This is a genomic window from Pontibacillus sp. ABV4_188, from assembly GCF_056311905.1.
Genome location: NZ_CM149975.1, coordinates 3323127 through 3348542, shown reverse-complemented (window position 1 = coordinate 3348542; position 25416 = coordinate 3323127). Strand labels below are relative to the sequence as shown.

Sequence of the window (25416 nt, the reverse complement as noted above, 5' to 3'; positions counted from 1 at the left end):
GAGTTTCCACAACCCTGACCTGTTCTTTAATTATAGACACCATCAAACTTTAACAGAGCCCAGGCATTAGAAAAGAGAGAAGCATGATGCTTCTCTCTTGTTGATCCTCTTATTTTAAGAAATCTTTCTCTAGATAACGAGGGTTTGGATATTCATAAAAGCCTTTGCCTGCGAGTTTGCCGGTGTGGCCTGAACTATTTCTATGGATTCTTTTTACATATTCGATAAAAAACGGGACGATCCTCTGTTTATGTAGAAAAAATTGGAATGATAATTGCGAAAAATGTTGGAGGGAGAGGAACATTATGAGCTTCCTCTCCCTCCAACTTTTTTTCTTAAGTGACATAAAAGTAAACCACTTTAAGTATAACGGGGTTCGTCATATTGACCAAACCACTGGTAGCGGTGGCGTGAAAACCATTTATAGAGTGGAGAGCCGAGACGGTCTGCGAATGGAATATAAAGAAGTAGGCTAATGGGAACAGTTAAAGGTAGAGCTGCAAGTAAGCGGCGAATCGCATAATAGCCTTCTTTTAAACTACCTGAAGAGGTCAGCATATGAATCTCATCATAAATATCACGGTATTGTAAGTACGGATACTGGTCAGGATGTTGATCAACCTCCTGAACGGATACCCATTCTACTTTTTTAAACCAATCTAATTTTCTAAGCACAAGCTTCACATGATAACAAAATGGACATTGCGCATCATAAAATACCAGATGCCTCATACAATCATCTCCTTTCTCATACTTTACACCTGGCCACTTGATCGTAAACATACATAATTTATTTCTATAAATAAAATATTCTGAAAATAATTAGATGTATATACAAATTTAGTTGGATGCGCTATCATGTATATACAAGTTATTAAGAAAGCGTTTTTATAGATGAACACATTATAGTGGGAGAGGGGATCACTATGAACTTAAAAAAGCAAGCTCAACAAATTATTGAGCACGTAGGTGGCGAAGAGAATATACAAGCAGCTACGCATTGCGTGACTCGTTTACGGTTGTCTTTGTATGACGAAAGCAAGGTTAATCAGGAAGAATTAGAAAAATTGGAAGCGGTTAAAGGATCGTTCTCAACAAACGGTCAATTCCAAGTTGTAGTTGGACAAGGGACTGTGGATAAGGTTTATAAAGAAATGGTTGGTTTAGGCGTTGGCGAAGCGAGTAAAGATGACGTGAAACAAGCTTCTTCTGAGAAAATGAATCCGCTTCAAAAAGCGATTAAAACGCTAGCAGATATCTTTATTCCGATCTTGCCAGCGATTGTTACAGCTGGTCTTCTAATGGGGATTAACAATATTCTTACTGAGCCAGGAATCTTCTATGACAATCAAGGTTTTACAGAAGTTCATCAAGAATGGGCGGACCTCGCCGGTATTATCAATTTAATTGCGAACACAGCCTTTGCATTTTTACCAGGTCTCATTGGTTGGTCTGCAGTTAAGAAGTTTGGCGGAAACCCGCTGCTTGGTATTGTACTAGGCTTAATGCTTGTTCACCCAGAGCTTTTAAATGCTTGGGACTACGGAAACGCTGTAAAAGAAGGAAGAGTGCCAACATGGAATTTATTCGGTCTTGAAGTAGAGAAGATTGGTTATCAAGGACAAGTTCTTCCCGTGTTGTTAGCTTCTTATGTACTAGCGAAGATAGAAGTATTTTTGCGTAACCGTATTCCAGATTCTATTCAGTTGCTTATTGTTGGACCAGTTGCCCTACTCGTAACAGGGTTCCTAACATTTATCGCAATTGGACCACTTATGTTCGCGCTAGGTAACACTGTGACAGACGGTTTAGTTTGGACGTTTGATCAGTTTGCGGCAGTTGGTGGACTGCTATACGGTGCGCTTTACCCATTACTCGTTGTAACTGGTATGCACCACACGTTCCTTGCAGTAGACGTTCAATTGATTGGGAGCACAGGATCTACATTCTTATGGCCGATTCTTGCACTATCCAATATTTCACAAGGTTCCGCGGCATTTGGCGTATGGTTAGCTTCGAAGGACGAAAACTTAAAAGGACTATCCGTATCTTCCGGTGTTTCAGCTTGGTTAGGAATTACAGAGCCTGCACTGTTCGGGGTTAACCTTCGTTACAAATTCCCGTTTATCGCTGCACTTGTTTCCTCAGCACTTGCAGGTATGTATATTACAATCCAAAGTGTACGAGCAAACTCAATCGGAGTTGGAGGCGTACCAGGGATTGTTTCGATCCAAAATCAGGACTGGTTCTCATTTATTATTGGAATGGCGATTGTCATCATCGTTCCATTTGTAGTAACGTATTTACTGGCAAAACGTAAAAAAGTATAAAAAAGACCTGTTAGCAGCCGACCACACCCGGTTGCTATTGGTCTTTCTAGTGATATTACATCAAAGATAAGGAAGGTGCTCGCATGACACAGCCATGGTGGAAACAATCAGTTGTCTATCAAATATATCCAAAAAGCTTTAACGACACGACAGGAAACGGAACAGGAGACATTCAAGGGATCATTGAAAAGTTGGACTACTTGAATACCCTAGGTGTTGATGTCATTTGGCTAACTCCTATTTATTCCTCTCCACAAAAAGATAACGGATATGACATTAGCGATTATTTCAATATTCATGAAGAATACGGAACGATGCAAGATTTTGAGCGTCTCTTACAAGAAGCTCACAATCGTGGTATTAAAATCATTATGGACATCGTTGTCAATCACACGTCAACGGAACATGAGTGGTTCCAGCAATCGAAGCAATCTAAAGACAACCCTTACCGCGACTACTACTTCTGGAAAGACCCTGTTGAAGGTGAGGCGCCAACAAACTGGGAATCGAAGTTCGGTGGGAACGCATGGGCATACGACGCCGATACGGAGCAGTATTACCTGCACCTTTTTGATGTAACACAAGCGGATCTGAACTGGGAAAACGAAGCGGTTCGAAAGAGCGTTTATGATATGATGCATTTTTGGCTTCAAAAAGGGGTCGACGGTTTCCGCTTAGATGTGATTAACCTCATTTCTAAAGATCAAGCCTTCCCAAATGATTATGAAGGGGATGGACGTCGCTTCTATACAGATGGGCCACGCGTTCATGAATTTATGAACGAAATGAATCAAGAAGTATTTTCTAAATATGAAATGATGACAGTAGGCGAAATGTCTTCTACTACAATTGATAATTGCGTGAAATACACACATCCAGACCGCGAAGAACTAGATATGACATTTAGTTTCCACCACCTGAAAGTGGATTATCCAAACGGGGAGAAGTGGACTGTAGCGAATTTTGACTTTAATGAATTGAAGAAAGTTCTATCAGATTGGCAGGTTGGTATGCAAGAGGGTGGAGGCTGGAACGCATTGTTCTGGTGTAACCACGATCAGCCTCGTGTTGTATCTCGCTTTGGAAACGATACAGTCTATCATAATGAATCTGCTAAAATGCTTGCCACAACGATTCATATGATGCGCGGCACTCCTTATATTTATCAGGGTGAAGAATTTGGCATGACCAATCCAAAATTTGATACGATTGAGGACTACCGCGATGTTGAATCCCTTAATATGTATGAAATTCTAAAGGAACAAGGGAAAACGGAGACGGAAATTCTTGCTATTCTTGCTCAGAAGTCGCGAGATAATTCCAGAACACCGATGCAGTGGAACGACGGGGAGCAAGCTGGTTTCACAGCAGACACTCCATGGATTCCTGTAGCAAAGAATTACAAAGACATTAATGCAGAAGCAGCTGTTAATGATGAAAATTCTGTGTTCTATCATTATAAGAAGCTAATTGAGCTTCGTAAGCAATATGATATCATTACATCAGGAGACTACGAGCTCTTAAGCTATGAGGATAATCGTGTATTTGCTTATGCTCGTCATGGTGAAGGGGAGAAGTTGCTTGTTGTGAATAATTTCTATGGGGATGAAACGACGTTTAACGTGCCGGAATCCATTGAACTTGAAGCATTCGGTAGCGAACGTATTCTTTCTAACTATGAGGATTCGCAGAACATAAGCCGTACAATTAAGTTACGTCCTTATGAGTCCGTAGTGTATCATTTAACGAAATAAATGAGTGGTGCTATGTGAAGCAGAATAAGTTTATGGGCATTTACGAAGAACTTGTAGATTCGATTAAGATGAACGTGTATAAGGAAGGCCAGACCCTGCCGTCTGAAAATGAGTTAGCAGAAACCTTCCAGACTTCGAGAGAGACGATCAGGAAGGCGTTGAATCTCTTATCGCAAAATGGATTTATTCAGAAAGTTCGAGGTAAAGGATCAGTCGTTTTAGATGTTGATAAATTCAATTTCCCCGTCTCAGGGCTTGTTAGTTTTAAGGAAGTTTCCAAAGCTATGGGAGAGACGACCAAAACTCATGTGAATGAACTTTCCCTCATTCATCCTGAACTGTATATTCAAGAAGCGATGCAGCTAGATGAAGAGTCCCTGGTTTGGTATGTAAGTCGTTCGCGAGAATTTAGCGGAGAGCGGATCATTTTGGATAAAGACTACCTTTATTACGGAAGTGTTCCTCGATTAACCCGAGAGATTTGTGAAGACTCCATCTATGCATACCTCGAAGGAGAGGTCGGTCTAACGATCAGTTTTGCGAAGAAAGAGATTACGGTAGAAGAACCAACTGCTGAAGATCGCACGTTATTAGACCTTGAAGGGTTTACTAACGTAGTAGTGATTAAAAACTACGTTTATCTGGATGATGCAACGCTTTTCCAGTACACAGAATCAAGGCACAGACCAGACAAGTTTCGATTTGTAGACTTTGCCCGTCGTTAACGAGTAAAACGAGTGTGACATCCGCGGATGTTACACTCGTTTTTTGTTGATTAAGGGGGGGCTGTTATGTTTGATTCGTGGTTGGGGTGTCTTGGGAACGACTCGCTTTCCGCGGGCGAGCTGTCGAGCCTCCTCGGGCAAAGTTCATGCCCTGCGGGGTCTCGTCGACCTCTTTCTCCCGCAGGAGTCTCCCCGTTCCCAAGACACCCCTTGCCATGTTTAGTACGAACAGCCCCGCTGCTTAAGTATTGGAGAGATCAATTTAGTCCTCATTCGGCATGTTTCCGTTACTCTGATAAAGTAAAGGTGGTTCTGGAAATCGCGAGACTCCTGCGGCAGTAGGAGCCTAGGGGAGACCCCGGAAAGAGCGTAGCGACTGAGGAGGCTCCCCAGCTCGCCGCGGAAAGCGAGTGATTTCCAGAACCACCTGACGCTCAATCCAGGATAACGGAAACAATCTCTAAAGTCTTTGAAAAAACCACCGTTCAGCAAAGGATGCTGAACGGTGGTTTTCTATGAGACCATCATAAATAACCCATATGAGGTTTGTCGATGCTTCCGGCCCACAGGGGTGTGGTCCTGTAGTGCCGGTTGGTCGGCAATGGACATGTGATCGTAGATTAGGATACGCTGATGGAGGCTTCGTACTCAGTAAGCGCTGTGTCTAATATGGCCATTCCTTCATCGATTTGAGCTTTTGTCATAGTAAGTGGTGGGATTACCCGGATGACTTCCGTTTTGTTGCCGCAGAAGTAGAAGAGCGCTCCTTTTTCTAAGGCTGATTGTAAGATGGTCATCAGCCCTTCGCTGTCTCCTTCTCCTGTAACAGGGTTAACAATTTCAAGACCTAGCATGAGACCAACACCGCGCACGTCTCCGACAACGTCATGGTTAGCGGCTAATGTTTGGAGTTGTTCGTATGCATAGGTGCCGACTTCTTTCGTGTTGTCTAACAACTTTTCTTCTTGGATTACGTCTAGAACAGCAAGTGCAGCGTTACAGGCAATCGGATTTCCTCCGTATGTCGTGGCGTGGGATCCGACCGGCCATTTTTTCATAAGTTCCTTAGAGGCTACTGTGGCACTTAATGGGAGTCCTGAGGCCATTGCTTTTGCTACAGCCATAATATCTGGTGTTACACCAAATGTATCGGCTGCAAACCATTCTCCCGTTCTGCCAAATCCAGTTTGAACCTCATCGAAAATAAGTAAAATGCCGTGTTGGTCGCAGATTTCGCGAATTTTTTGTAGCCATGCTTGTGGAGGGATAATGTATCCACCCTCTCCTAAAACAGGCTCTAAGATCATGCAAGCTACTTCATCAGGTGTTACCTGGTGCTCAAACAAGGTTTGAACATCTTTCTCTAGTTGTTTCACGCAAAAATCACCAACGTCTTCTCCATCAGGACAAGCCTTCGGATTAGCGTATGGAATTTGATAGGTTAACCCGTTTGGTTGCATGAATTTGCGGTATTTACTTTTTGAGGTGCTCACTCCTAATGAGCCAAGTGTTCTACCGTGAAATCCTCCGGTGAAGGAAATGACATAAGGTCGTTCTGTTGTATGTTTGGCTAGTTTTAGTGCTCCTTCTACAGCTTCTGTTCCGCTATTAGAGAAGAAAAAGCAGTCCAGGTCTCCTGGCATGATTGTAGCTAATCGATCCGCTAATGTAAGGAGTGGTTCATACATAATAACGCCCGATGGCCCGTGAGTTAGGTGATCCGCACCATCTTTAATTGCCTGAACGACTTTAGGGTGTCGATGCCCTACATTTGTCACAGCTATGCCAGAAGAGAAATCGAGATATTCTTTTCCATCCGTGCCGTAATAATAACAGCCCTCTTCTTTTTTAACAGGAAGATTCGGGAAGTCTTTGGCCATTGTTGGAGCTAGGCGGTCGTGTATTGATTCGAGTAGATGTGTCCATGTCATTCTTGTTCCCTCCGTAACTACGTTCGATTGAATGTATTAATAAATATACACCATAATTAATTTATATACAATATGCATAAATGAATTTCCCATATTTTTTTGAGGTAGATTTTTAGAGTGGAATTTCCTATTTCACCTCCCTCGTTTCTCTTTATGACTTTCGGACGGTTGCAGAATTGAAGAGACCTGTAATACCCTTAAAACATGCTAGAATGCTAGTGAGAAGGGGAACAAACATTGAAAAGATTATTAAAACTACTATTCTGGATCGTGGTCCTTTACGTTGCCTATATCGGTTACTCCATCTGGACATTTGAGGGTGAAGAAACGCACAATACAGATGCGGCTATTGTACTCGGGGCAGCAGCTTATCATGATAAGCCTTCACCTGTTTTAAGGGAGCGAGTGAATCATGCAGTTAAGCTATATAAAAAAGGAGATGTAGATCATATCATCTTTACAGGTGGAAAAGGGGAGGGCGCACCCTTTGCTGAATCAGAAGTGGCTCGTGATTATGCAGTGGAGTTGGGGGTTCCTAAGCAAGATACGTTCGTAGATATGACCTCTAAGATTACTGAAGGGAATATCATAAACGCGAAACTTATTGGACAAGAGCAAGGCTTTGAAGATTACACAGTAGTCAGTGACCCTCTTCATATGAAGAGATCCATGGCAATTGCTAACCAAATCAACCTAGATAGCGAGGCATCTCCGACCACTACCTCTGCCTATCAATCGTTAGAAACACGGGTTCCATTCTTTTTAAGAGAATGGGGATTTTATTTCCTTTATAAAGGCAGTCTTGTGATCCCTGACACATGGAAACCAGACGACTGGGTTCCAGTAAACCGTTAAACACTTCCCCTTTAGCCATGTAAAGACCTACAGCGTGCCAGACACCCTTTAGTCACTTACTGTAGTAAAGGGTGTCTGGCACGCTTTCGTGCGTTAATGTGTGTGAGGTTTATAGGGCTATAGAAGTGAATATGCATTCACTTGTCATAATTAGACATCAGACTATTTACTTTTTGTAAGAGGGGCATTAAAATAAAGTTTAAATAAATAGATTACAAAAATCTTTAGTGCGAATGTTCACGTAATTCAGTTTAAACATCCTAGAATGGACATGCTAATCAAACCTTCATTAGGAGTGGACAACTTGAATGCAACTTTATCAACCCCAAAGTTAATTGGTATGGAAATCGAGAAGAAGCGTAAGGAAATGGTTGATAGTGCGCTTCAACGTGGGTTTAGTGACGAATATACGTTGCAATTAAGCCAAGAGTTAGATCAGTTACTTAATAAGTGGAACGCCATAAAAGCAATGACCTCAAATTGAGAAAGCACATGCATATGAATGCATGTGCTTACTTTTAGACTATATGAACATTCCTACAAAGACAGCTGTAATGAAACTTGCTAACGTTCCCCCAATAATCTGAAGATAGAAGATAAACCGACTTTTGTTTTAGGGGATTTGACAGTGGGGTATGAATCCTATACAGTAATTATATAAGCGAAGAAATCATTCAATCGAAATCACTCTTGAAGGAGTATGTTTTATGAAGGTCGTTGTTCTTAACTAACCGTTAACTTAATACGGACCAAAAAGGTTTGAAAAAGCTTGCACACAGGCAAGTTTATTTTTCTATACACTTTTTTGGTAGTTAAGAACAATGAATCATAGCATAACTAGCAAGGTGTACGCCAGGGCTATGACACGTGTGTCATAGCCCTGTTCTATTTTCTGTACACGTCTGCACTCGATTGAATGATGGAATCGAAAGTTTGCTGCAATGATACATTCATTGCAGCTTTTTTTAATATAAAACACTTTACTTGAATAAAGCGTGCCAGACACCCTTTAGTATGATAAAGCGCATCTGGCGTGTTAAGGAGGATATAGAAGTTGAATCAGAAGACGTTTGAGGTATTGGATTTTTATACAATTTTAGAAGAGGTAGCTCGGTTTGCGTTTACGGAAAGAGGGAAAGAGACACTTCTCTCATTGACACCTTCTTTTAATCAGAAGCAAATTGAGAGATGGCTTGAGGAAACAGATGAAGCGATGGAGATCTTGAAGATTAGCAGCAGTGTGCCTGTTCACAGTCTAGATGATGTGAGTCGTATGATGGATCAGGCTAAGAAAGGCATGTTTTTAAGACCAGATCAGTTTCAACAACTGCAGTCGTTTCTTGATCATTGTGGGAAGTTGAAGAGGTTTATGAAAGACAAACAGTACGTTGCTCCTACTGTAGCGTTATACGCAGAGTCTATTGAAGACCTAAGTGATCTTGAACAGGAAATTCAAGGTTGTCTTCGCCATGGCCAAGTGGATGACTACGCATCTAAAGAATTGTTGAAAATTAGAAGACAGAAGCAGAATCAGCTTGCTGAAATAAAAGATCGAATCGGCCGTTTGGCTAAATCAAAAAAACTATCCACGTATATGCAGGAACATGTAGTTGCGGAGAAGAATGGTCGTTTCGTTCTTCCGATCAAAGCAGCTTACCGGAATAAAGTTAAAGGGACGGTGCTAGATTCTTCTTCCTCTGGAGCCACTGTCTTTATAGAACCAGAAGAAGTCACGCGATTGCAGGAAGAGCTCGAAATGACAAGGCTAGCTGAAGAGAGGGAAGTAGAGCAAATTTTATACTATTTGACAGCACTAGTGTTAGAACAGGATCGAACTCTTCATATCGCTATGGAAACGATGCATCAATACGACGTCATCTTTGCGAAAGCGAAGTATAGTATGAGCATCGAGGGGCGAGCTGCGAGGTTAAATACGGACTATAAAATCGAACTCTGTGAGGCCACGCACCCACTCATTCATGACCCTGTTCCGCTCACGATGTCGCTTGGAGAAGACTACCATGCCCTTGTCATTACGGGCCCAAATACAGGCGGGAAAACGGTCACCCTTAAAACAGTAGGCCTACTGACGGTAATGACACAAGCAGGGTTACACATCCCGGCTCAGGAAGGAACCAACCTTCATATTTTCAAGCAACTGTTTGTCGACATAGGTGATGGGCAAAGTATTACTGAAAACCTAAGTACTTTCAGCTCTCGCCTAGTGAATATTATTGACATTCTGCAGGAGACAAACGATCACACCCTTGTTTTGCTTGATGAACTTGGATCTGGGACGGATCCAACGGAAGGTATGGGTCTCGCCACAGCGATTCTGGATCAATTGTATGACAAAGGTGCGATGCTGTTAGCTACAACTCATTACAACGAGATGAAAGATTTTGCGGAATTACGGAGTGGTTTCCTGAATGGTTCAATGGAATTTGACCTTGAAACACTTCGTCCGACGTATCGCCTTCTCCTTGGAACAACGGGAAAAAGCCAGGCGTTTGAAATTGCTTTAAAACTTGGTATGCATCCAGAAATCATTGAAAAAGCTCACGAGATTTCTTATAAAGAAGAGAAAAAGTATGAAATGCGTGAGGACGCTGATATTAAGACGATGGAAAAGCAAATTACAACCAATGCCTATGCTAGAAAAACTTCCAAAAAGAAAACACATCGTGAAGAAACGATTCCTCGTTACAACATGGGGGATAATGTTACAGTACTTGCTACTGAAGAGACAGGTATTGTTTATAAAGGACCTGATGGAAAAGGAAATTACGTGATCCAAGTAAAAGGAGAGAAACGGACCGTTAATCATAAGCGGATTGCGCTTCATATTCCGGCAGAAGAGTTGTATCCTGAGGATTATGACTTTGATATCATTTTTAAATCTAAAGAATACAGAAAGATTCGTAAGCAATTAGATCGAAAACACGTAGATGGGTTAACGCTCGATGAAGAGGATGAAACGTGATTTCAGGTTTACGGATCGTTTCTTTTGTGAATGGGTTAAGGGGTCCGCTATACTAAAATGAGAAAAGGAATAGCTATTTGGAGGGATCTTGATGAACATTGCTGTAATCACAGGTGTTTCGAAAGGGCTCGGTGAGTCTATTGCCGAGAAAATGATAGAAAGAGGCACACACATTATTGGAGTGTCCCGTTCGGATAATAAAAACTTGGAAAAACGAGCTGAAGAGAATGGAGTGACGTATAAGCATTATGCGTGTGACTTGTCTTCTAAAGAGGAGCTAGAAACGGTGTTCTCTTCGATTGTAGAAGAAGTAAAAGGTCAAGCTCCAGAGAAAGTCTACGTCGTAAACAATGCAGGAGTAGTTGAACCTATTGATCGTGTAGGGTCTCTAGATCCTGATCAGGTCATCAAACACGTTCACATCAATTTAATCGCACCCATGTTAGTAACCAACTTGGTTGTGGAACAATTAGCAACCATTCATGTGGATATCATAAATATTACCTCTGGCGCCGCTAATCGACCTGTATATGGCTGGAGCACTTATGGTGGCACCAAAGCAGGTCTGAATTACTTTACCGAAACAACTGCGTTTGAACAAAAAGAGCGAGGCATGAAGCACAGAACAGTGGCCTTTAGCCCTGGAGTTATGGATACAGATATGCAAGCGGATATTCGTTCTTCTTCAGAAGAAGCATTTGCTGATGTGGAGAAATTTAAAGCGTTAAAAGAAGAAGGCAAACTTCGATCAACTTCTGTTGTTGCAGGCGGCCTTATGAAGCTTCTTGATGAAGGCTTCGAAAGTGGAGAGGTTTACCGAGTAGACCAGTTATTAGACTAAATGAGGTGAAATGATCGTGCAGTTAGAAGAATGGTTTGAGAAGGGGATGCCTCCCCGTGAATATGTAAACGCAATGGAGAAACACCAAGAAAACTTCATGAATGTGTATCAATCCTACCAATTACCAGAAGATCAACAATTTTTTGATGATCTTAAAGTTAAACAGCTCCGCGTTATTGTGCTGACAGAAGACTGGTGTGGGGATGCGATGATGAACATCCCGATTCTATTGAAACTATCAGAAGCATCCCGCATGGATGTTCGTTTCTTAAAGAGGGATGAGAATTCAGAGCTTATGGATCAATACCTAACAAACGGTTCCTCTCGCTCTATTCCTATCTTCATCTTTATGAATGAAGATGGAGAAGAAGAAGCAGTGTGGGGTCCTCGTGCTCCAAAAATCCAAGAGGTTGTTGATGAGGCGCGCGAGAATATGCCGGACAAGGATCACCCTAGTTTTGAAGAGAAGCAAAGAGAAATGATTCTTTTCCTCACAAAAGCATATCGGGAAAATGAAGAATTCTGGCAAGAAGTGTACAAAAGTTTAAAGGAAACTTTATCCTCATTAGAAATAAAAACAAAATAATGATTGCTATATAAACTAAAGCCCTGAGTTTAATAAACTCAGGGCTTTTTAGCTTTAAGACTGTTCGAAATATCTCTTAAAAGACGTATAGATCAATCGTTCTCTATAACATATTATATCGGATTTTCGTCTGAGCAGCCTGATAAATCCGAGGCACTCGTTTACCAATTGAACACGTAATTTCATAGTGAATCGTTCCTGTTAATTTAGCTATTTCATCTGCTGTTGGAAAGCCTTTGTCTCCATCGCCGAATACAATTACTTCATCATCGGGTAACACTTTTCCCGTTCCAGTAACATCGATCATCGTCTGATCCATGCATATATTCCCGACAATGGGAACGAGATGGCGGTGAACAGACATCGTTCCTTGGTTGGAGAGGAGTCTTGGAAGTCCATCTGCATATCCGATAGGCAGCGTGGCAACGGATGATGGTCTTTCTGTCTTGAACGTGAGCCCATAACTAACTGGTGTACCGGCTTCTAGTTTGTTCACAGACGCTACTTTTGTCTTCAATGTCATAACAGGTGTAAGATCGATCCATTCTTTTAGATGAGGGGAGGGATAGAATCCGTATAAGCTAACTCCAACCCGAACCATATTTAAATGCATGTTTCTATAGGCAATCGTTGTAGCGCTATTTGCGCAATGTTTAATCGGAATATAGATCTCATTTTCTTCAATATGGTCGACAATGGTTTGAAAATATTCAAATTGCCCGAATGTATAGGTTGGGTCCTCATTATCTGCGTCTGCAAAATGAGTAAAGATTCCTTCAAGTTCCACTAAAGAAGATTGATCTATAGCCTTTGCAAGTTGAAGGGCTTCTGTTGATGTGGAAATCCCTATTCGATTCATACCAGAATTTATTTTTATATGAACTTTAGGCGTCTTATTCATCCGTTTTGCTGCTGCTTCGACTTGGTTGAGTACGTCGTGCGTAAAGACAGTGATCGTTAAATCGTGAATGACGGCCGCTTCAATGGACCGGGGCGGAGTATAGCCTAATAGTAGGATCGGTTTATGAATGCCAGCTTTTCTAAGTTCAATCCCTTCGTCAACGAAAGCAACCCCTAGCCAGTCTGCTCCAGCCTCGATAGCGGTCTGTGCAATTTCTACAGCTCCGTGTCCATAACCATCCGCTTTTACAACAGCCATTAAGCGGCAAGCAGGATTTGTGTGGTTCTTAAATGCATGTACGTTGTGAGAAAGGGCATCCAGTGAAATATCTGCCCAAGTGTCTCGGTAACTGTGTGGATTAATCATAGGATCACCGATCTTTCTTAGTTGAAGTAATTATTTTGTTTAGGGCATAAAAAGAGGATGCCTACTTAGGGCATCCACAGCTTTATGCATGGAAAAGGTGCCCTTCATAGAAAGGCACCGGTTACTAGACTGTATTAGTTTGTAAAGAAAACAGCGTTTAATGCTTCATGAGCTGGTGTGTATGCATATCCAAGGTCCTTGGCAACAGCTTCATACGTGACGTGTCCATTTGCTGTATTTAAGCCTTTCTGTAAAGCCTGGTTGTCTTCAATCGCTTTCGTAACACCTTTGTTAGCAATCTGAAGAGCATATGGAATTGTTACGTTCGTTAAGGCGATTGTAGAAGTACGCGGAACAGCTCCTGGCATATTCGCAACTGCATAATGTACAACGCCGTGCTTCACGTACGTAGGATCATCGTGCGTTGTAATATGGTCCACTGTTTCAATAATACCACCCTGGTCAATGGCTACGTCTACTAAGACAGCACCTTGTTTCATTTCTTTTACCATATCCTCTGTAACAAGTTTCGGTGCTTTCGCTCCTGGAATTAGAACAGCTCCGATGACTAGGTCAGATTCTTTCACGGCTTCAGCGATGTTTAGAGGATTTGACATCATTGTGTTAATTTCGTTTCCAAATATATCATCAAGCTGGCGCAGACGCTCAGGGCTAAGGTCGATCATCGTGACGTCAGCACCAAGTCCAACCGCAATCTTAGCTGCGTTAGTACCTACGACACCACCGCCTATGATGGTAACTTTCCCGCGCTTAACGCCTGGTACGCCCCCAAGTAGAACGCCAAGGCCACCTTTTGGTTTTTCAAGGAACTGAGCACCGATTTGAGCTGACATACGTCCAGCTACTTCACTCATTGGTGTTAGGAGTGGTAGTGTCCGGTTTGTTTCAACCGTTTCATATGCAAGAGAAGTGACGCCTTTTTCAGTTAATGCTTGTGCTAACTCAGGCTCGGCTGCAAGGTGCAAGTACGTAAATAAGATCAAGCCTTCGCGGAAGTAGCCATATTCAGAAGGCAGTGGCTCTTTTACCTTCATGACCATTTCCTTCTCCCACGCTTCAGCTGCTGCACTTACAATGGTCGCTCCGGCATCTTTGTAGTCCTGATCTTCGAAACCGCTTCCAATACCGGCAGTCGTTTCAACAAATACATGATGACCTGCATTTACAAGATTTAAAACCCCAGCAGGTGTGATTGCAACCCGATTTTCGTTATTTTTTATCTCTTTTGGAATCCCGATGAACAATTCCCTCATCCCCTTTGTGTGTAATCGATTTTGTACTTTCGATTATAGAGGGGGGATGAATGAATTGCATTGTGTAAAACAGAAAAAGTCAGAATCATCTTTTGTAGAAATCAACAAGACCCTTATTGTTTCAGGCGTTCAATCATTAAATCCAGGTAAAGCGTAATTTTTTGGTTCGGATCTTTAAAATTCAATCCTGTTAGATTCGTAACTCTCTTTAACCGATAGTTTAGGGTGTTGGCGTGAACGTGCAGAGCTTTCGCTGCTTCATTCACGTTACTATCGCATCTCAAGAATTCGCTAACGGTCTCAAGTAGGTCTGTTCGATGCTTCTGGTCATACTCGCGCAAGGTTTCAATGTATTGATTGGTGTAATGATCACGTATTCGCTTTTCGTATAAGGAATCAATAAATTGATAAATCCCGAGCTTCTGATAGCTGTAAATGCCTTCAACTTCATTAGGGAAGCGATCCTTAATGGATAGAACATGTAGCGCTTCTTTATAACTGTCTTGGATGTGGACAGGGTTTTTGTACAATGTACCCGCCGCTCCTTTTAGGAACTCTACATTCACTCTGTCTTGTATTTTCTCTACAAAGGTACGCACAAAGTCATTAATTTCTTTCCCAGGTGCCTCACTCGTTTGTGGGCGAACGAGAAGAATGAGTTGATTTGAGTCAATCGCGCTGCATACGATTTCGACTTGTCTCGAAGCCTCAATATAGTAGTGGATATGCCGTTCGAGTGACTGATGGATATCTTCTTCAAATTCAAAAACGACAATCGCTAAGGAACCGTCTAATTGGATATGATATTTGCGTGCCTGACTTTGAATCGTTTCAAGGTCACTCAAGTGCTCCGTGAGTAGTTGCCAGAAGAATTCTTTATGATCTTCTTCTGATTTTCTCTTTTTAATTTGAAGCTGTAGCATTTGGTTTTTAACCACTTTAGCAGCTTTTTTAAAGAGGTTGAGGTCTTCGTCGGTTACATCCCAAGGCACTTGAGCCCAAATAAACCCAAGAATTTCGTTGTTTTTTCGTACGGATATGGCTACGCGCTTCCCTAATCCAACTTCTTCAATAGCTGGAATGATAACAGGCTCTTCGCTTTCAAATAATTGCGGGATGACTCCGTTCTTCCATAGCGTTTTAATAACGTTCTCTGGAACTTTTCTTCTCATAATCGTTGCAATTCTGGCTGGGTCAACGTTTTCATCGTGAGTGCTATACGCCAATATGCGGTGATTAGAATCTTCTATTGTAACTGGACAATGCAACAGATCGCTAATGCGATCAGCCAGTTCTTCTAATGAGCGGAATGGTCCTTTAAATGGTTCTTGGCTCCCGTAATGTGTTTCCAAGGCAACCTCACCTTCTTTCTGTTTAAGCTCTGTATCTAATATTTAGTTAAAATAAGGCCGTTACGTTTGATGAATGCTTGGGGTGTCTGGGGAATGGCTCGCTTTCCGCGGGCGATCTGTCGAGCCTCCTCGGGGAAACCGCCCTGCGGGGTCTCGTCGACCTCTTTCTCCCGCAGGAGTCTCCCCATTCCCCAGTCACCCCTGGCTATATTTGTATAACGGCCCAGCTGCTTGAGTATAGCAGAGAATACACAACTCTGGTCTACATACGATAATGATTTAGTAAATAAGAAAGTCTCCCTGGTACATTTTAAGGTACATCCTTATGGAAAATCTATAAGAATTTGTGGTATTTCCTAAAGCTTACTCAATCGGGTTGTTGTTTTCAACAATTGAAAGCGCTTAAAATTTTATGATTTCACAAATACCTCTTCAAAATTGAGTGATAAAGTATATAATGGGAGAATGTTAAGACCCAAAACTCACAAAAGGATACATCGAGAGCAGGGGGTAAATGATGTTAGACGTATTAAATCAAATCAACGACGTACTATGGGGAACGCCTAGCTTAATTCTCTTATTTGGGACAGGTTTATTCCTAACGATCATGTTAAGAGGGTTACAGTTTAGGAAGCTAATGTATGCATTTAAACTGGCTTTTACGAAAGAAGAAAAGTCAGAATCTTCATCCGATGCTGAGGGGGACATCAGCAACTTCAAGACGCTAATGACGGCTTTGTCCGCTACTATTGGGAACGGAAATATTGCCGGGGTCGCAACGGCTTTAACGCTTGGAGGTCCTGGGGCTATTTTTTGGATGTGGATTGTAGGACTACTAGGGATGGCAACAAAATATGCAGAGGCCTTGCTAGCTATGAAGTACCGTGTGAAAAATGAGAACGGAGAGTATTCCGGAGGTCCAATGTATTATGTAGAACGTGGTCTTGGGAAGAAGTGGAAAGGGCTTGCAATTGCATTTGCTTTCTTTGGTGCTTTTGCAGCGCTAGGAATTGGGAATAGTGTTCAATCCAATACCATATCAGATGTAATGGATGAGAGTTTTCATATAAATGGTTGGGTAACAGGAGCTGTTCTGGCTGTATTAACGGGTCTGATTATTTTTGGTGGTATTCAGAGAATTAGTACGGTGGCTGGCTTCTTTGTTCCAGTTATGGCCTTTCTTTACATAGGGGGCTCCTTACTAATTATTATCATGAATTATGAAGCGATCTTGCCGTCGTTTGAGATGATCTTCAACTACGCCTTTAGCCCTGTGTCAGCAGCTGGAGGTTTTGCAGGAGTGGTTGTGATGGAAGCGGTTCGAAGCGGGGTTTCACGAGGGATCTTCTCTAATGAAGCAGGTCTTGGTACTGCTGCTCTGATTGCCGGAAACGCAAAGACAGATCATCCAGTTAAGCAGGCATTAGTAGCGATGACAGGAACCTTTATCGTAACGATTATTGTTTGTACAATGACGGGTCTAGTGCTTATAATGACAGGATTTTGGGATCCTTCTGGCGGCGCTATCTCAGGCGTAGAGCATGCTGCTGACCTAGATGGTGGTGCTTTAACAAGTGCAGCCTTTGGACATGCCTTAGGAGCAATTGGAGAGTACATTGTAGCTTTCTCAGTTATCTTTTTTGGTTTCTCTACAATTGTTGGTTGGTATATGTATGGAGAGAAATGTTTCGAATACTTGCTAGGCCTTCGTTATATTATTCCGTATCGTTTTATCTATATTACAGCTACCTTTATGGGCGCTGTGATGCAGCTTGATCTTGTGTGGGCATTTGCCAATATGGCGAATGCGCTTATGATGATTCCAAACTTAATCGCTTTATTGCTTCTATATAAAGTGATTGTGAGGGAAACGAATTCGTACTTTAATGACTATTTGCATAAGAACCGTAACGCTTATCGAAAAGCGAGCTAGTCTTATACAATGGAGTTTATTAAAGTTCCTATAAATCAAGTTTTATAAAAGTAACCTGCCGCTTTGGCAGGTTACTTTTTTATGTCATTGTCTCATGCCAGAAACCTAGGACCATAAATAATGAAAAACCAAAGCTATTAACGAATCCGTGTACAAAAACCATAAGGGGAATATCGAGTACTGAAATGGTACTGATATGTCCATAGCCATATAGGAAAGCAAAGCTCATGGATATAAAAAGGGAAAAGAAAGCGATCATGAAAAAAACTTTCGCTTTAGGCTCCTCAACATTAGGTACGATGAAAACAAGACTTAAGAGTGCAAATAGAGCTATAGGTACCACAAATTCAACCACCGACAAGAATTCAATTAGAGGGGACACAGGAGAAAATGTAATCCCGGTGGCTACAAAGATCGGACCTACGAGTAAAAAGCCTCCCAGCCCGTTATAAATTCTTCTCACTAAGTGTTGCTCAGGTCGAATCAACCTCCCAATTAAACCAAACGATATAATAGTAATAAATGCTGCATAGTGAAAGTGGATAGACGTCAATAAAATAAGGATATCTTGAAAATGTAGAATGTCTATATTTAACCTATGTAACGAAAGCCATCCTCCACCGATGACGATATAGATCATACCTGCATGGATAAGAAGGTCTTGCATCGATTGCCATGCTTTTGCTTTGAAAAGGGAAACAAGTCCGTAAATTGTAATGAATGCCGTGAATCCAAACCAAGGAAGTGATAGGATGAAAGATAAAGAGCCCCTTTCTAATAAAAAACTAATACAAGCCAATACAAAGCTAATCGGATGAATATTGAGCAAGATGCTGTAAAGGTTTGTATGCTCTGTTTTAGCAAGAGCAAGCATCAAAGGGATAAGTGTTCCGTAAGCAAACACAAGTAATAGTTGTACATATTGTTCCGTATGGATACTGGTAAGAGACATCTGTAAGACTATGAAAACAATAAAAATTATAAAACCGAATAGAGAGTGTTTTTTCTCTATCATAGAATCACCTCATGTAAATCTTAAATGAAAAGTCACTATGGGAAAAGAAGAGAGGGAGAGAGGTTGAATATATTAATTAGTGGGGGCACAGGGTTCATAGGTCGTCATATTGTCAATCATTTCGAAGAGAAAGGACACAAACTGTTTATCCTTACACGTGGAAGCACAAGAAAAGAGGATCAAACAGAATACATACAATGGCTTAGTGATCAAAAAAACGAAATCGACTACTTATCAAATCAAAGAGTAGACGTCGTTATTAACTTAGCAGGGGATCCGATTGATCAAGGTCGATGGTCAAGCGAGAAGAAAGAGAGGATTCTCTACAGTCGTATAAACGCAACAAAGCGAATGATTGAAATTGTGAACCACCTTGATGACAAACCTGAGGTCTTTATTCAAGGCTCAGCCATCGGCTATTATGGCTATTCAGAGAATGAAGAGTTTACAGACCGAAGTCTATCATTAATTAATAGTTTTCCGAGTGAAGTGTGTGATGTTTGGGAGAATACTCTTCATCACTTAAACCACCCCGGTATCCGAAAGGTTATTGCGCGTATTGGGATCGTTCTTCATCCCCGAGAGGGAGCGTTATCAAAGCTGCTCATTCCTTACCGCTTATGGGCTGGGGGAAAGGTTGCTTCAGGGAGTCAGTATGTTTCCTGGATTCATTTTGAGGACCTCGTTCGTATTATTGATTATTTAATTGATGATCACACAATCTCAGGACCTGTAAATTTAACTTCTCCTCATCCTGTTACAATGGATGAGTTGGGTCGCACAATCGCTTCTGTGACGAGTCGACCATACTGGTTTCCTTTAACAGAAGGGATGTTAAAAGTTGCTCTGGGGGAAAAGAGCATTATTGTAATAGAGGGAAGCAAGGTCCTTCCTGAACGCCTTTTACACTCTACCTTTTCCTTTAAATATCCTACAACTAGGAAAGCGCTGTCAAATCTTCTGGAATAATTTTTTACCCTGCTAGAATGCTTACGTATCAAGGGTTTGAGGCTTGCTAGAAGAGAGAACGATGAGCTCGACATAATTCGATGTGGTGGTACAATTCGTAACGCTGTGGTAAATTATGAATAATGTAATTCTTAAAATGTAGACAAAGGTATGTGAAACAGTATGAGTAGTTATTCACCGTATTGGATGTTCCAAAAAAACGAATGGGCGAAGCTTCGTGCTAATGTACCGATGACTCTGTCTCCCATACAAATTGAAAATGTAAAAGGGATTAATGAAAAGCTTGATATAGAAGAAGTCTCAAATGTCTATCTTCCATTAAGTAGATTGCTCAATTTATATACGAAAGCTTCCCATGAGCTTCATTCGGTAACAGACCGTTTCATGGGCCAAAAAACGAAACAAGTTCCGTTTATTATTGGTGTCGCAGGGAGTGTGGCTGTTGGAAAAAGTACGATCTCAAGGATTATGCGTGAACTGCTCTCTGAGTGGGATGAACATCCTAGTGTAGAGATCTTAACTACAGATGGCTTCTTATACCCGAATGAAGTATTAGAAGAAAAGGGGATCATGAACCGAAAAGGGTTTCCTGAGAGTTATGATATCAAGAAATTAATAGATGTCTTGGCAGATTTGAAATCAGGGCGCCCTGATATAGAAGCGCCTGTCTATTCACATTTAACGTATAATATTTTACCAGATGAAGTTCAAGTATTAGACCAACCAGATATTGTTATAGTAGAAGGAGTCAATGTATTGCAAACTCCGAAAACGCGAGGTGCAGACCCTGGTACATACGTTTCTGATTTCTTTGACTTTAGTATTTATGTAGACGCAAATGAAGACGATTTATTGAAATGGTATACAGAACGTTTTATGAAACTCAGAGATACTGCCTTCCAAGATGAGCGTTCTTATTTCCATAATTACTCGGGTTTATCTAATGATGAAGCCATTGCCATGGCAGAAGACATTTGGCGACGGATTAACTTAAAGAATCTTCACGAAAATATTCAGCCAACACGTAATAGAGCGGATCTTATTCTGCATAAGGATCGTGATCATTTAATTGATTCGATTATGCTTAGGAAGGCATGACTTTATAAAAAGGTGCAAAATCGTTTGGGCGATTTTGCGCTTTTTTTGTGGGTGGGGGCGTTGTGTTGTTGAGAGCGGTGAGGGTCCGTTACCGTATGTGGGCTAGGGCTGGCTGGGGGGCAACTCGCTTTCCTGCGGAGAGCTGGCAAGCCTCCTCGATCGCTTCGCTCTCTGTGGGGTCTTGCCTAGGCTCTTTATTCCGCGGGAGTCTCGCAGTCCCCCAGCCAGCCCTTGTTTTATGTAGGAGAACGGACTGAGGATACACTTTATCTAGAAAACTCATCCCGACAAATAAAAAAGCCCAAAGCTGCATTCAGCTTTGGGCTTGTATCATTTTTTTAGGGAAGGGATTAGTCTAAGATTGTTACGTCTACTGATTTACGGCCCCAGTTTAGTGCTTCGGATTGAGAAGGGATGAAGACGTCGATTCTGTTTCCTTGGATGTCTCCGCCGATGTCACCTGCTACTGCTTTTCCGTATCCTTCTACATATACTTCAGTGCCTAGTGGGATTACGTTAGGGTCTACTGCAATTACTTTGCGGTCTGGGTTTTCAAGAAGGTTGATGCCTGTTCTTGTGATACCAGAGCAACCCGTGCAGTTTGCTGTATAGGCTGTTGATTCCATTGTAATTGTCTGTTGTTCTTGTTGCTGTGTTTGAACTTGTTTTTCTTCTGTTTTAGGTTGTGCAGGTTGAGTGCTTGCTACCGTTGATTTTTCTTTTGTTGCTACGTTTGACCCATTTACGTTCAGGGTATCTCCAGAATAAATCATATTTGAGCTTAGGTTATTCCATTGCTTTAGCTCATTCACGCTTACATTATATTGTTGACCGATGGCGAATAGCGTATCGCCAGGTTGGATTGTATACACACTACTGTCAGTTGTTGATGTGTGAGCAACTTCAGTGTCTCCGTTGCGGTTTACTGTTAGTTTTTGGTTCGGGAAGATTAAATTAGATGTTAGGTTATTTTGTTGTTTTATTTGTTCAACGGACACATCGTAATCCTGAGAGATACCCCATAATGTGTCGCCGCTCTTGACGTCTACTTCTTCTGCGCTTGCTGTGATCGCTGTTGTTGTAGAAATCGTTGCTACAGCAGCTAGGGATAGAAATAGTTTTTTCATCTTGTTGACCTCCTAGGAATTACAATAGCCATAAGCTGTTGAAATTCGCGGTTTATTGAGTAACGACTTAACTCTATGGACTACTATAACAAGCTCAGAGGAAAAGCCCAACAACAGAATGACAACAATGTGATTGCAATTCTAACAAGGAGATTACATGGATTTTACAATGTCGGGAAAATAGAGAAAAGGATCCTTTCAGAGGGTCCTTTTCTCTATTTTTTTGCAATGAAAGTAGGGAAATATTTACGTTATTGTTAGTAGAGCGTAGGTGGTTCGGGAGATATGAAGTGGACGAGTGCAAATAAAGAAGCCCAAAGCTAGATTTAGCTTTGGGCTTGTATCATTTCTTTATAGGGAATTTAGTTTAAGATGGTTACGTCTACTGTTCTGCGACCCCAGTTTAGAGCTTCTGAACGAGATGGGATGAAGACGTCAATTTTGTTTCCTTTAATGGCGCCACCTGTGTCACCAGCAATCGCTTTACCGTATCCTTCAACATACACTTCAGTACCTAGTGGAATTACATTAGGGTCTACTGCAATAACTTTCATATTTGGATTTTGAAGAAGGTTGATCCCTGTTCTTGTGATACCAGAGCAACCTGTGCAGTTAGCTGTGTAGGCTGTTGATTCCATTGTGATTGTCTTTTGTTCTTTCTGTTGTGTCTGAACTTGTTTCTCTTGTGTTTTAGATTGTGATGGCTGTGTGCTCGCAACAGTTGCTTTTTCCTTCGTTGCTACGTTTCCGCCATTCACATTTAGGGTATTACCGGAATAAATCATACTTGAACTTAAATTATTCCATTGCATTAATTCATTAACACTTACATTATATTGCTGACCAATGCCCCAAAGTGTGTCTCCAGGTTTAATCGTGTAAACACTGCTGTTCGATGGTGCCGTTGTTTTTTGAGCAACTTGACTGTCTTCGTTGCGGGTCACTGTTAGGTTTTGGTTCGGGAAAATTAGATTGGATGTTAAGTTATTCAGTTGTTTGATTTGTTCAACGGACACATCGTAATCCTGAGAGATTCCCCATAGCGTGTCGCCGCGCTTCACAACTACTTCTTCTGCACTTGCTGTGATTGCCGTTGTTGTCGAAATCGTTGCTACAGCCGCCAGGGATAAAAATAGTTTTTTCATTTTGTTGACCTCCTAGGAATTACAATAGCCATGAGCTGTTGAAATTCGCATGTTATTGTGTAACGACTAACTCTATGGACTACTATACCAAGCTAATCGCAAAAGCCCAACAACAGAACGGCAACAAATTGATTGCAATTCTAACAAGCATGTTACATACATTTTACAATGTCGGAAAAATAGAGAAAAGGACCCTTTTAAAAGGGTCCTTTTTAGTATCTAACGAATTATTTTTGTCCTGTTTTTGCTTTTACGAACTCAACAACGTCTTCAGCTGTATCCATAGAAAGAATTTCTTCTTTGTAAGAAGTCATTTCTTCCTGAGATAAGCTTAAGATCTGTGTGCGAGCTGGAAGGATAGATGTTGCGCTCATGGAGAACTCATCTAATCCTAGTCCAAGAAGGATAGGGATTGCAATCTCATCTCCTGCCATTTCGCCACACATGCCAGCCCACTTACCTTCAGCGTGAGCAGCTTCAATAACGTTATTAATAAGGTTCAGGATCGCAGGGTTGTATGGTTGGTAAAGGTATGAAACGCGTTCGTTCATACGATCCGCTGCCATTGTGTATTGGATCAGATCGTTTGTACCAATACTGAAGAAGTCCACTTCTTTAGCAAACTGTTTAGCGATAACAGCCGTTGCTGGAATTTCTACCATCATACCAACTTCAATTGCTTCAGATACTTCTGTTCCTTCGTTTTGAAGCTTCTCTTTCTCTTCAAGAAGGATTGCTTTTGCTTGGCGGAATTCACCTAGTGTTGCAATCATAGGGAACATGATCTTTAAATTGCCGTAGACACTTGCGCGAAGAAGGGCGCGTAGCTGAGTACGGAAGATATCGTCACGCTCTAGGCATAAACGGATTGCACGGAATCCAAGGAATGGATTCATTTCATCAGGAAGATCCAAGTAGTCTAACTCTTTGTCTCCGCCGATATCAAGTGTACGTACCACAACAGGTTTATCAGATCCTACGCCTTCAAGTACGGCTTTGTAGGCTTCAAACTGTTCTTCTTCTGTTGGTAGCTGGTTTTTACCCATATATAAGAACTCAGTACGGTAAAGTCCAACACCTTCACCACCGTTGTTTATAACACCATCGACATCGTCTGGAGTACCGATGTTTGCTACAAGCTCAACGTGCTTATCGTCAGCTGTTACAGTAGGCTCATCTTTAAGCTTGGCCCATTCTTGTTTCTTTTCTTCGTACTGAGCTTGCTTTTCTTTGTACTCTTCAATTTGTTCGTCAGTAGGGTGAACGATTACTTCACCAGCGATACCATCAACAATGACCATATCGTCTTTGTTAATCGTAGCTGTTACTTCTTTCGTTCCTACAACAGCAGGAATCTCAAGAGAACGAGCCATGATGGCAGAGTGAGAAGTACGACCACCGATATCAGTCGTGAAACCTTGAACAAACTGTTTATTTAACTGAGCTGTATCAGAAGGTGTTAAATCTTCAGCGATAATCACAACTTCTTCATCAATAAGAGCTGGGTCTGGGAACGTTACATTTAATAAGTGTGCCATAACACGCTTTGTTACGTCCTGAATATCCGCTGCACGTTCGCGCATGTATTCGTTGTCCATATTTTTAAACAGGTCAATGAACATGTTAGCTGTCTCGTTAAGAGCTGCTTCTGCGTTCACGTTTTCTGTTTTAATCTTATCTTCGATTGGTTGGATCAGTTCAGGGTCACTAAGGACAAGAAGGTGAGCGGAGAAGATCTCAGCTTTTTCTTCGCCTAATGTTTTAAGGGCATGATCCTTAATTTTCTCAAGCTCATTTTTAGATGTCGCAAGAGCGGACTGGAAACGTTCCACTTCTTGTTCAGGGCTTTCAATCTCTTTCTTCTCAAAAGAAAGATCTGGTGCTTCCATGCGGTAAGCTTTTGCAATCGCTATACCGTTAGAAGCGGCAATACCTTTAATGCTCGTCATGAATTATTCCCCCAGGTTTTCTTTTTTCATTGAGTCAACAACGCCATTTAAAGCTTCTTCCTCATCCGTTCCTTCTGCTGTTATTTTAACTTCAGCTCCAGATGGGATGCCTAAAGACATAATGCCCATGATGGATTTAAGGTTAACAGACTTACCATTGTACTCTAAGTTAACGTCAGCTTTATATTGACCAGCCGTCTGGACTAGAACAGTGGCAGGGCGTGCGTGGACGCCATCATCTGATGTAATCGTCATAGTTTGTTCAACCATACAGTTACCTCC

At 41.6% G+C, this 25416-nt stretch carries 21 protein-coding genes; 11 read left to right on the top strand and 10 right to left on the bottom strand.

Translation table 11 applies throughout. The annotated features are described in order from the left end of the window. Window positions 1–360: 360 nt before the first annotated feature. Window positions 361–732, bottom strand: a complete 372-nt coding sequence (locus ACYX4O_RS17125; RefSeq protein ID WP_476352538.1) for a thiol-disulfide oxidoreductase DCC family protein — start codon at window positions 730–732, stop codon at window positions 361–363. A 194-nt stretch (window positions 733–926) separates the two neighbouring features. Here ACYX4O_RS17125 and treP point away from each other — a divergent pair, with 194 nt between their 5' ends. From treP to treR, 3 genes are all read left to right on the top strand, one after another. Further along, window positions 927–2330, top strand: coding sequence for a PTS system trehalose-specific EIIBC component (gene treP, locus ACYX4O_RS17120; RefSeq protein ID WP_476352536.1), 1404 nt, complete (start codon window positions 927–929; stop codon window positions 2328–2330). Between the two features lie 83 nt (window positions 2331–2413). Beyond that, complete coding sequence (treC, locus tag ACYX4O_RS17115) at window positions 2414–4084, top strand: alpha,alpha-phosphotrehalase (protein ID WP_476352534.1); 1671 nt, start codon at window positions 2414–2416, stop codon at window positions 4082–4084. Between the two features lie 32 nt (window positions 4085–4116). After that, the gene (treR, locus tag ACYX4O_RS17110; protein ID WP_476357184.1) at window positions 4117–4809 is read left to right on the top strand and encodes a trehalose operon repressor; all 693 of its coding nucleotides are present in this window, start codon (window positions 4117–4119) and stop codon (window positions 4807–4809) included. A 620-nt stretch (window positions 4810–5429) separates the two neighbouring features. Here treR and ACYX4O_RS17105 read toward each other — a convergent pair. Then, a complete protein-coding gene (locus ACYX4O_RS17105) occupies window positions 5430–6740 on the bottom strand; it encodes an aspartate aminotransferase family protein (RefSeq protein WP_476352532.1) in 1311 nt (436 codons plus the stop codon). 237 nt (window positions 6741–6977) lie between these two features. Here ACYX4O_RS17105 and ACYX4O_RS17100 point away from each other — a divergent pair, with 237 nt between their 5' ends. The 5 genes from ACYX4O_RS17100 (at window position 6978) to ACYX4O_RS17080 (ending at window position 12005) form a co-directional block, all read left to right on the top strand. Next, window positions 6978–7595 carry a YdcF family protein gene (locus ACYX4O_RS17100; RefSeq protein WP_476352530.1) on the top strand — a complete coding sequence of 206 codons (618 nt, stop codon included), beginning with the start codon at window positions 6978–6980 and terminating at the stop codon, window positions 7593–7595. A 265-nt stretch (window positions 7596–7860) separates the two neighbouring features. After that, a complete protein-coding gene (locus ACYX4O_RS17095) occupies window positions 7861–8079 on the top strand; it encodes an aspartyl-phosphate phosphatase Spo0E family protein (RefSeq protein ID WP_476352528.1) in 219 nt (72 codons plus the stop codon). Between the two features lie 570 nt (window positions 8080–8649). Next, complete coding sequence (locus ACYX4O_RS17090) at window positions 8650–10578, top strand: endonuclease MutS2 (protein ID WP_476352526.1); 1929 nt, start codon at window positions 8650–8652, stop codon at window positions 10576–10578. A gap of 91 nt (window positions 10579–10669) precedes the next feature. After that, a complete protein-coding gene (locus ACYX4O_RS17085) occupies window positions 10670–11419 on the top strand; it encodes a (S)-benzoin forming benzil reductase (protein WP_476352524.1) in 750 nt (249 codons plus the stop codon). A 10-nt stretch (window positions 11420–11429) separates the two neighbouring features. Next, window positions 11430–12005, top strand: coding sequence for a thioredoxin family protein (locus tag ACYX4O_RS17080; protein ID WP_476352522.1), 576 nt, complete (start codon window positions 11430–11432; stop codon window positions 12003–12005). A 103-nt stretch (window positions 12006–12108) separates the two neighbouring features. Here the strand turns inward: ACYX4O_RS17080 and alr are convergent, their stop codons facing one another. From alr to ACYX4O_RS17065, 3 genes are all read right to left on the bottom strand, one after another. Continuing rightward, on the bottom strand, window positions 12109–13272 hold the full coding sequence (gene alr / locus ACYX4O_RS17075) for an alanine racemase (protein WP_476352520.1): 1164 nt from the start codon (window positions 13270–13272) through the stop codon (window positions 12109–12111). Between the two features lie 134 nt (window positions 13273–13406). Beyond that, window positions 13407–14537, bottom strand: coding sequence for an alanine dehydrogenase (gene ald, locus ACYX4O_RS17070; RefSeq protein WP_476352519.1), 1131 nt, complete (start codon window positions 14535–14537; stop codon window positions 13407–13409). 122 nt (window positions 14538–14659) lie between these two features. Further along, on the bottom strand, window positions 14660–15898 hold the full coding sequence (locus ACYX4O_RS17065; protein WP_476352517.1) for a PucR family transcriptional regulator: 1239 nt from the start codon (window positions 15896–15898) through the stop codon (window positions 14660–14662). Between the two features lie 517 nt (window positions 15899–16415). Here ACYX4O_RS17065 and ACYX4O_RS17060 point away from each other — a divergent pair. Further along, entirely contained in the window at window positions 16416–17831 is a 1416-nt protein-coding gene (locus tag ACYX4O_RS17060) for an alanine/glycine:cation symporter family protein (RefSeq protein WP_476352515.1), read from the top strand. Window positions 17832–17910: 79 nt separating this feature from the next. Here the strand turns inward: ACYX4O_RS17060 and ACYX4O_RS17055 are convergent, their stop codons facing one another. Next, window positions 17911–18846: a YndJ family protein gene (locus ACYX4O_RS17055; RefSeq protein WP_476352513.1), complete on the bottom strand. Its 936-nt coding sequence runs from the start codon at window positions 18844–18846 to the stop codon at window positions 17911–17913. 63 nt (window positions 18847–18909) lie between these two features. Here ACYX4O_RS17055 and ACYX4O_RS17050 point away from each other — a divergent pair, with 63 nt between their 5' ends. Next, window positions 18910–19815: a TIGR01777 family oxidoreductase gene (locus ACYX4O_RS17050; protein ID WP_476352511.1), complete on the top strand. Its 906-nt coding sequence runs from the start codon at window positions 18910–18912 to the stop codon at window positions 19813–19815. A gap of 162 nt (window positions 19816–19977) precedes the next feature. After that, window positions 19978–20913 (top strand): type I pantothenate kinase, encoded by a 936-nt coding sequence (coaA, locus tag ACYX4O_RS17045; RefSeq protein WP_476352509.1) that lies wholly within the window; start codon window positions 19978–19980, stop codon window positions 20911–20913. 350 nt (window positions 20914–21263) lie between these two features. Here coaA and ACYX4O_RS17040 read toward each other — a convergent pair whose 3' ends face one another. The 4 genes from ACYX4O_RS17040 to ACYX4O_RS17025 all read right to left on the bottom strand — a co-directional run bounded on the left by ACYX4O_RS17040 (window position 21264) and on the right by ACYX4O_RS17025 (window position 25404). Next, window positions 21264–22040 (bottom strand): 3D domain-containing protein, encoded by a 777-nt coding sequence (locus tag ACYX4O_RS17040; RefSeq protein ID WP_476352507.1) that lies wholly within the window; start codon window positions 22038–22040, stop codon window positions 21264–21266. 362 nt (window positions 22041–22402) lie between these two features. After that, window positions 22403–23185, bottom strand: a complete 783-nt coding sequence (locus ACYX4O_RS17035) for a 3D domain-containing protein (RefSeq protein WP_476352505.1) — start codon at window positions 23183–23185, stop codon at window positions 22403–22405. Window positions 23186–23412: 227 nt separating this feature from the next. Next, the gene (ptsP, locus tag ACYX4O_RS17030; protein ID WP_476352504.1) at window positions 23413–25134 is read right to left on the bottom strand and encodes a phosphoenolpyruvate--protein phosphotransferase; all 1722 of its coding nucleotides are present in this window, start codon (window positions 25132–25134) and stop codon (window positions 23413–23415) included. A 3-nt stretch (window positions 25135–25137) separates the two neighbouring features. Beyond that, window positions 25138–25404, bottom strand: coding sequence for a phosphocarrier protein HPr (locus tag ACYX4O_RS17025; RefSeq protein ID WP_345244425.1), 267 nt, complete (start codon window positions 25402–25404; stop codon window positions 25138–25140). Window positions 25405–25416 lie beyond the last annotated feature (12 nt).

Coding starts and splice junctions, on each gene's coding strand:
- ACYX4O_RS17125 (WP_476352538.1), bottom strand. CDS start 732: ATGAGGCATCTGGTATTTTATGATGCGCAATGTCCATTTTGTTATCAT.
- treP (WP_476352536.1), top strand. CDS start 927: ATGAACTTAAAAAAGCAAGCTCAACAAATTATTGAGCACGTAGGTGGC.
- treC (WP_476352534.1), top strand. CDS start 2,414: ATGACACAGCCATGGTGGAAACAATCAGTTGTCTATCAAATATATCCA.
- treR (WP_476357184.1), top strand. CDS start 4,117: ATGGGCATTTACGAAGAACTTGTAGATTCGATTAAGATGAACGTGTAT.
- ACYX4O_RS17105 (WP_476352532.1), bottom strand. CDS start 6,740: ATGACATGGACACATCTACTCGAATCAATACACGACCGCCTAGCTCCA.
- ACYX4O_RS17095 (WP_476352528.1), top strand. CDS start 7,861: ATGGACATGCTAATCAAACCTTCATTAGGAGTGGACAACTTGAATGCA.
- ACYX4O_RS17085 (WP_476352524.1), top strand. CDS start 10,670: ATGAACATTGCTGTAATCACAGGTGTTTCGAAAGGGCTCGGTGAGTCT.
- ACYX4O_RS17080 (WP_476352522.1), top strand. CDS start 11,430: ATGATCGTGCAGTTAGAAGAATGGTTTGAGAAGGGGATGCCTCCCCGT.
- alr (WP_476352520.1), bottom strand. CDS start 13,272: ATGATTAATCCACACAGTTACCGAGACACTTGGGCAGATATTTCACTG.
- ACYX4O_RS17060 (WP_476352515.1), top strand. CDS start 16,416: ATGTTAGACGTATTAAATCAAATCAACGACGTACTATGGGGAACGCCT.
- ACYX4O_RS17055 (WP_476352513.1), bottom strand. CDS start 18,846: ATGATAGAGAAAAAACACTCTCTATTCGGTTTTATAATTTTTATTGTT.
- coaA (WP_476352509.1), top strand. CDS start 19,978: ATGAGTAGTTATTCACCGTATTGGATGTTCCAAAAAAACGAATGGGCG.
- ACYX4O_RS17040 (WP_476352507.1), bottom strand. CDS start 22,040: ATGAAAAAACTATTTCTATCCCTAGCTGCTGTAGCAACGATTTCTACA.
- ACYX4O_RS17035 (WP_476352505.1), bottom strand. CDS start 23,185: ATGAAAAAACTATTTTTATCCCTGGCGGCTGTAGCAACGATTTCGACA.
- ptsP (WP_476352504.1), bottom strand. CDS start 25,134: ATGACGAGCATTAAAGGTATTGCCGCTTCTAACGGTATAGCGATTGCA.
- ACYX4O_RS17025 (WP_345244425.1), bottom strand. CDS start 25,404: ATGGTTGAACAAACTATGACGATTACATCAGATGATGGCGTCCACGCA.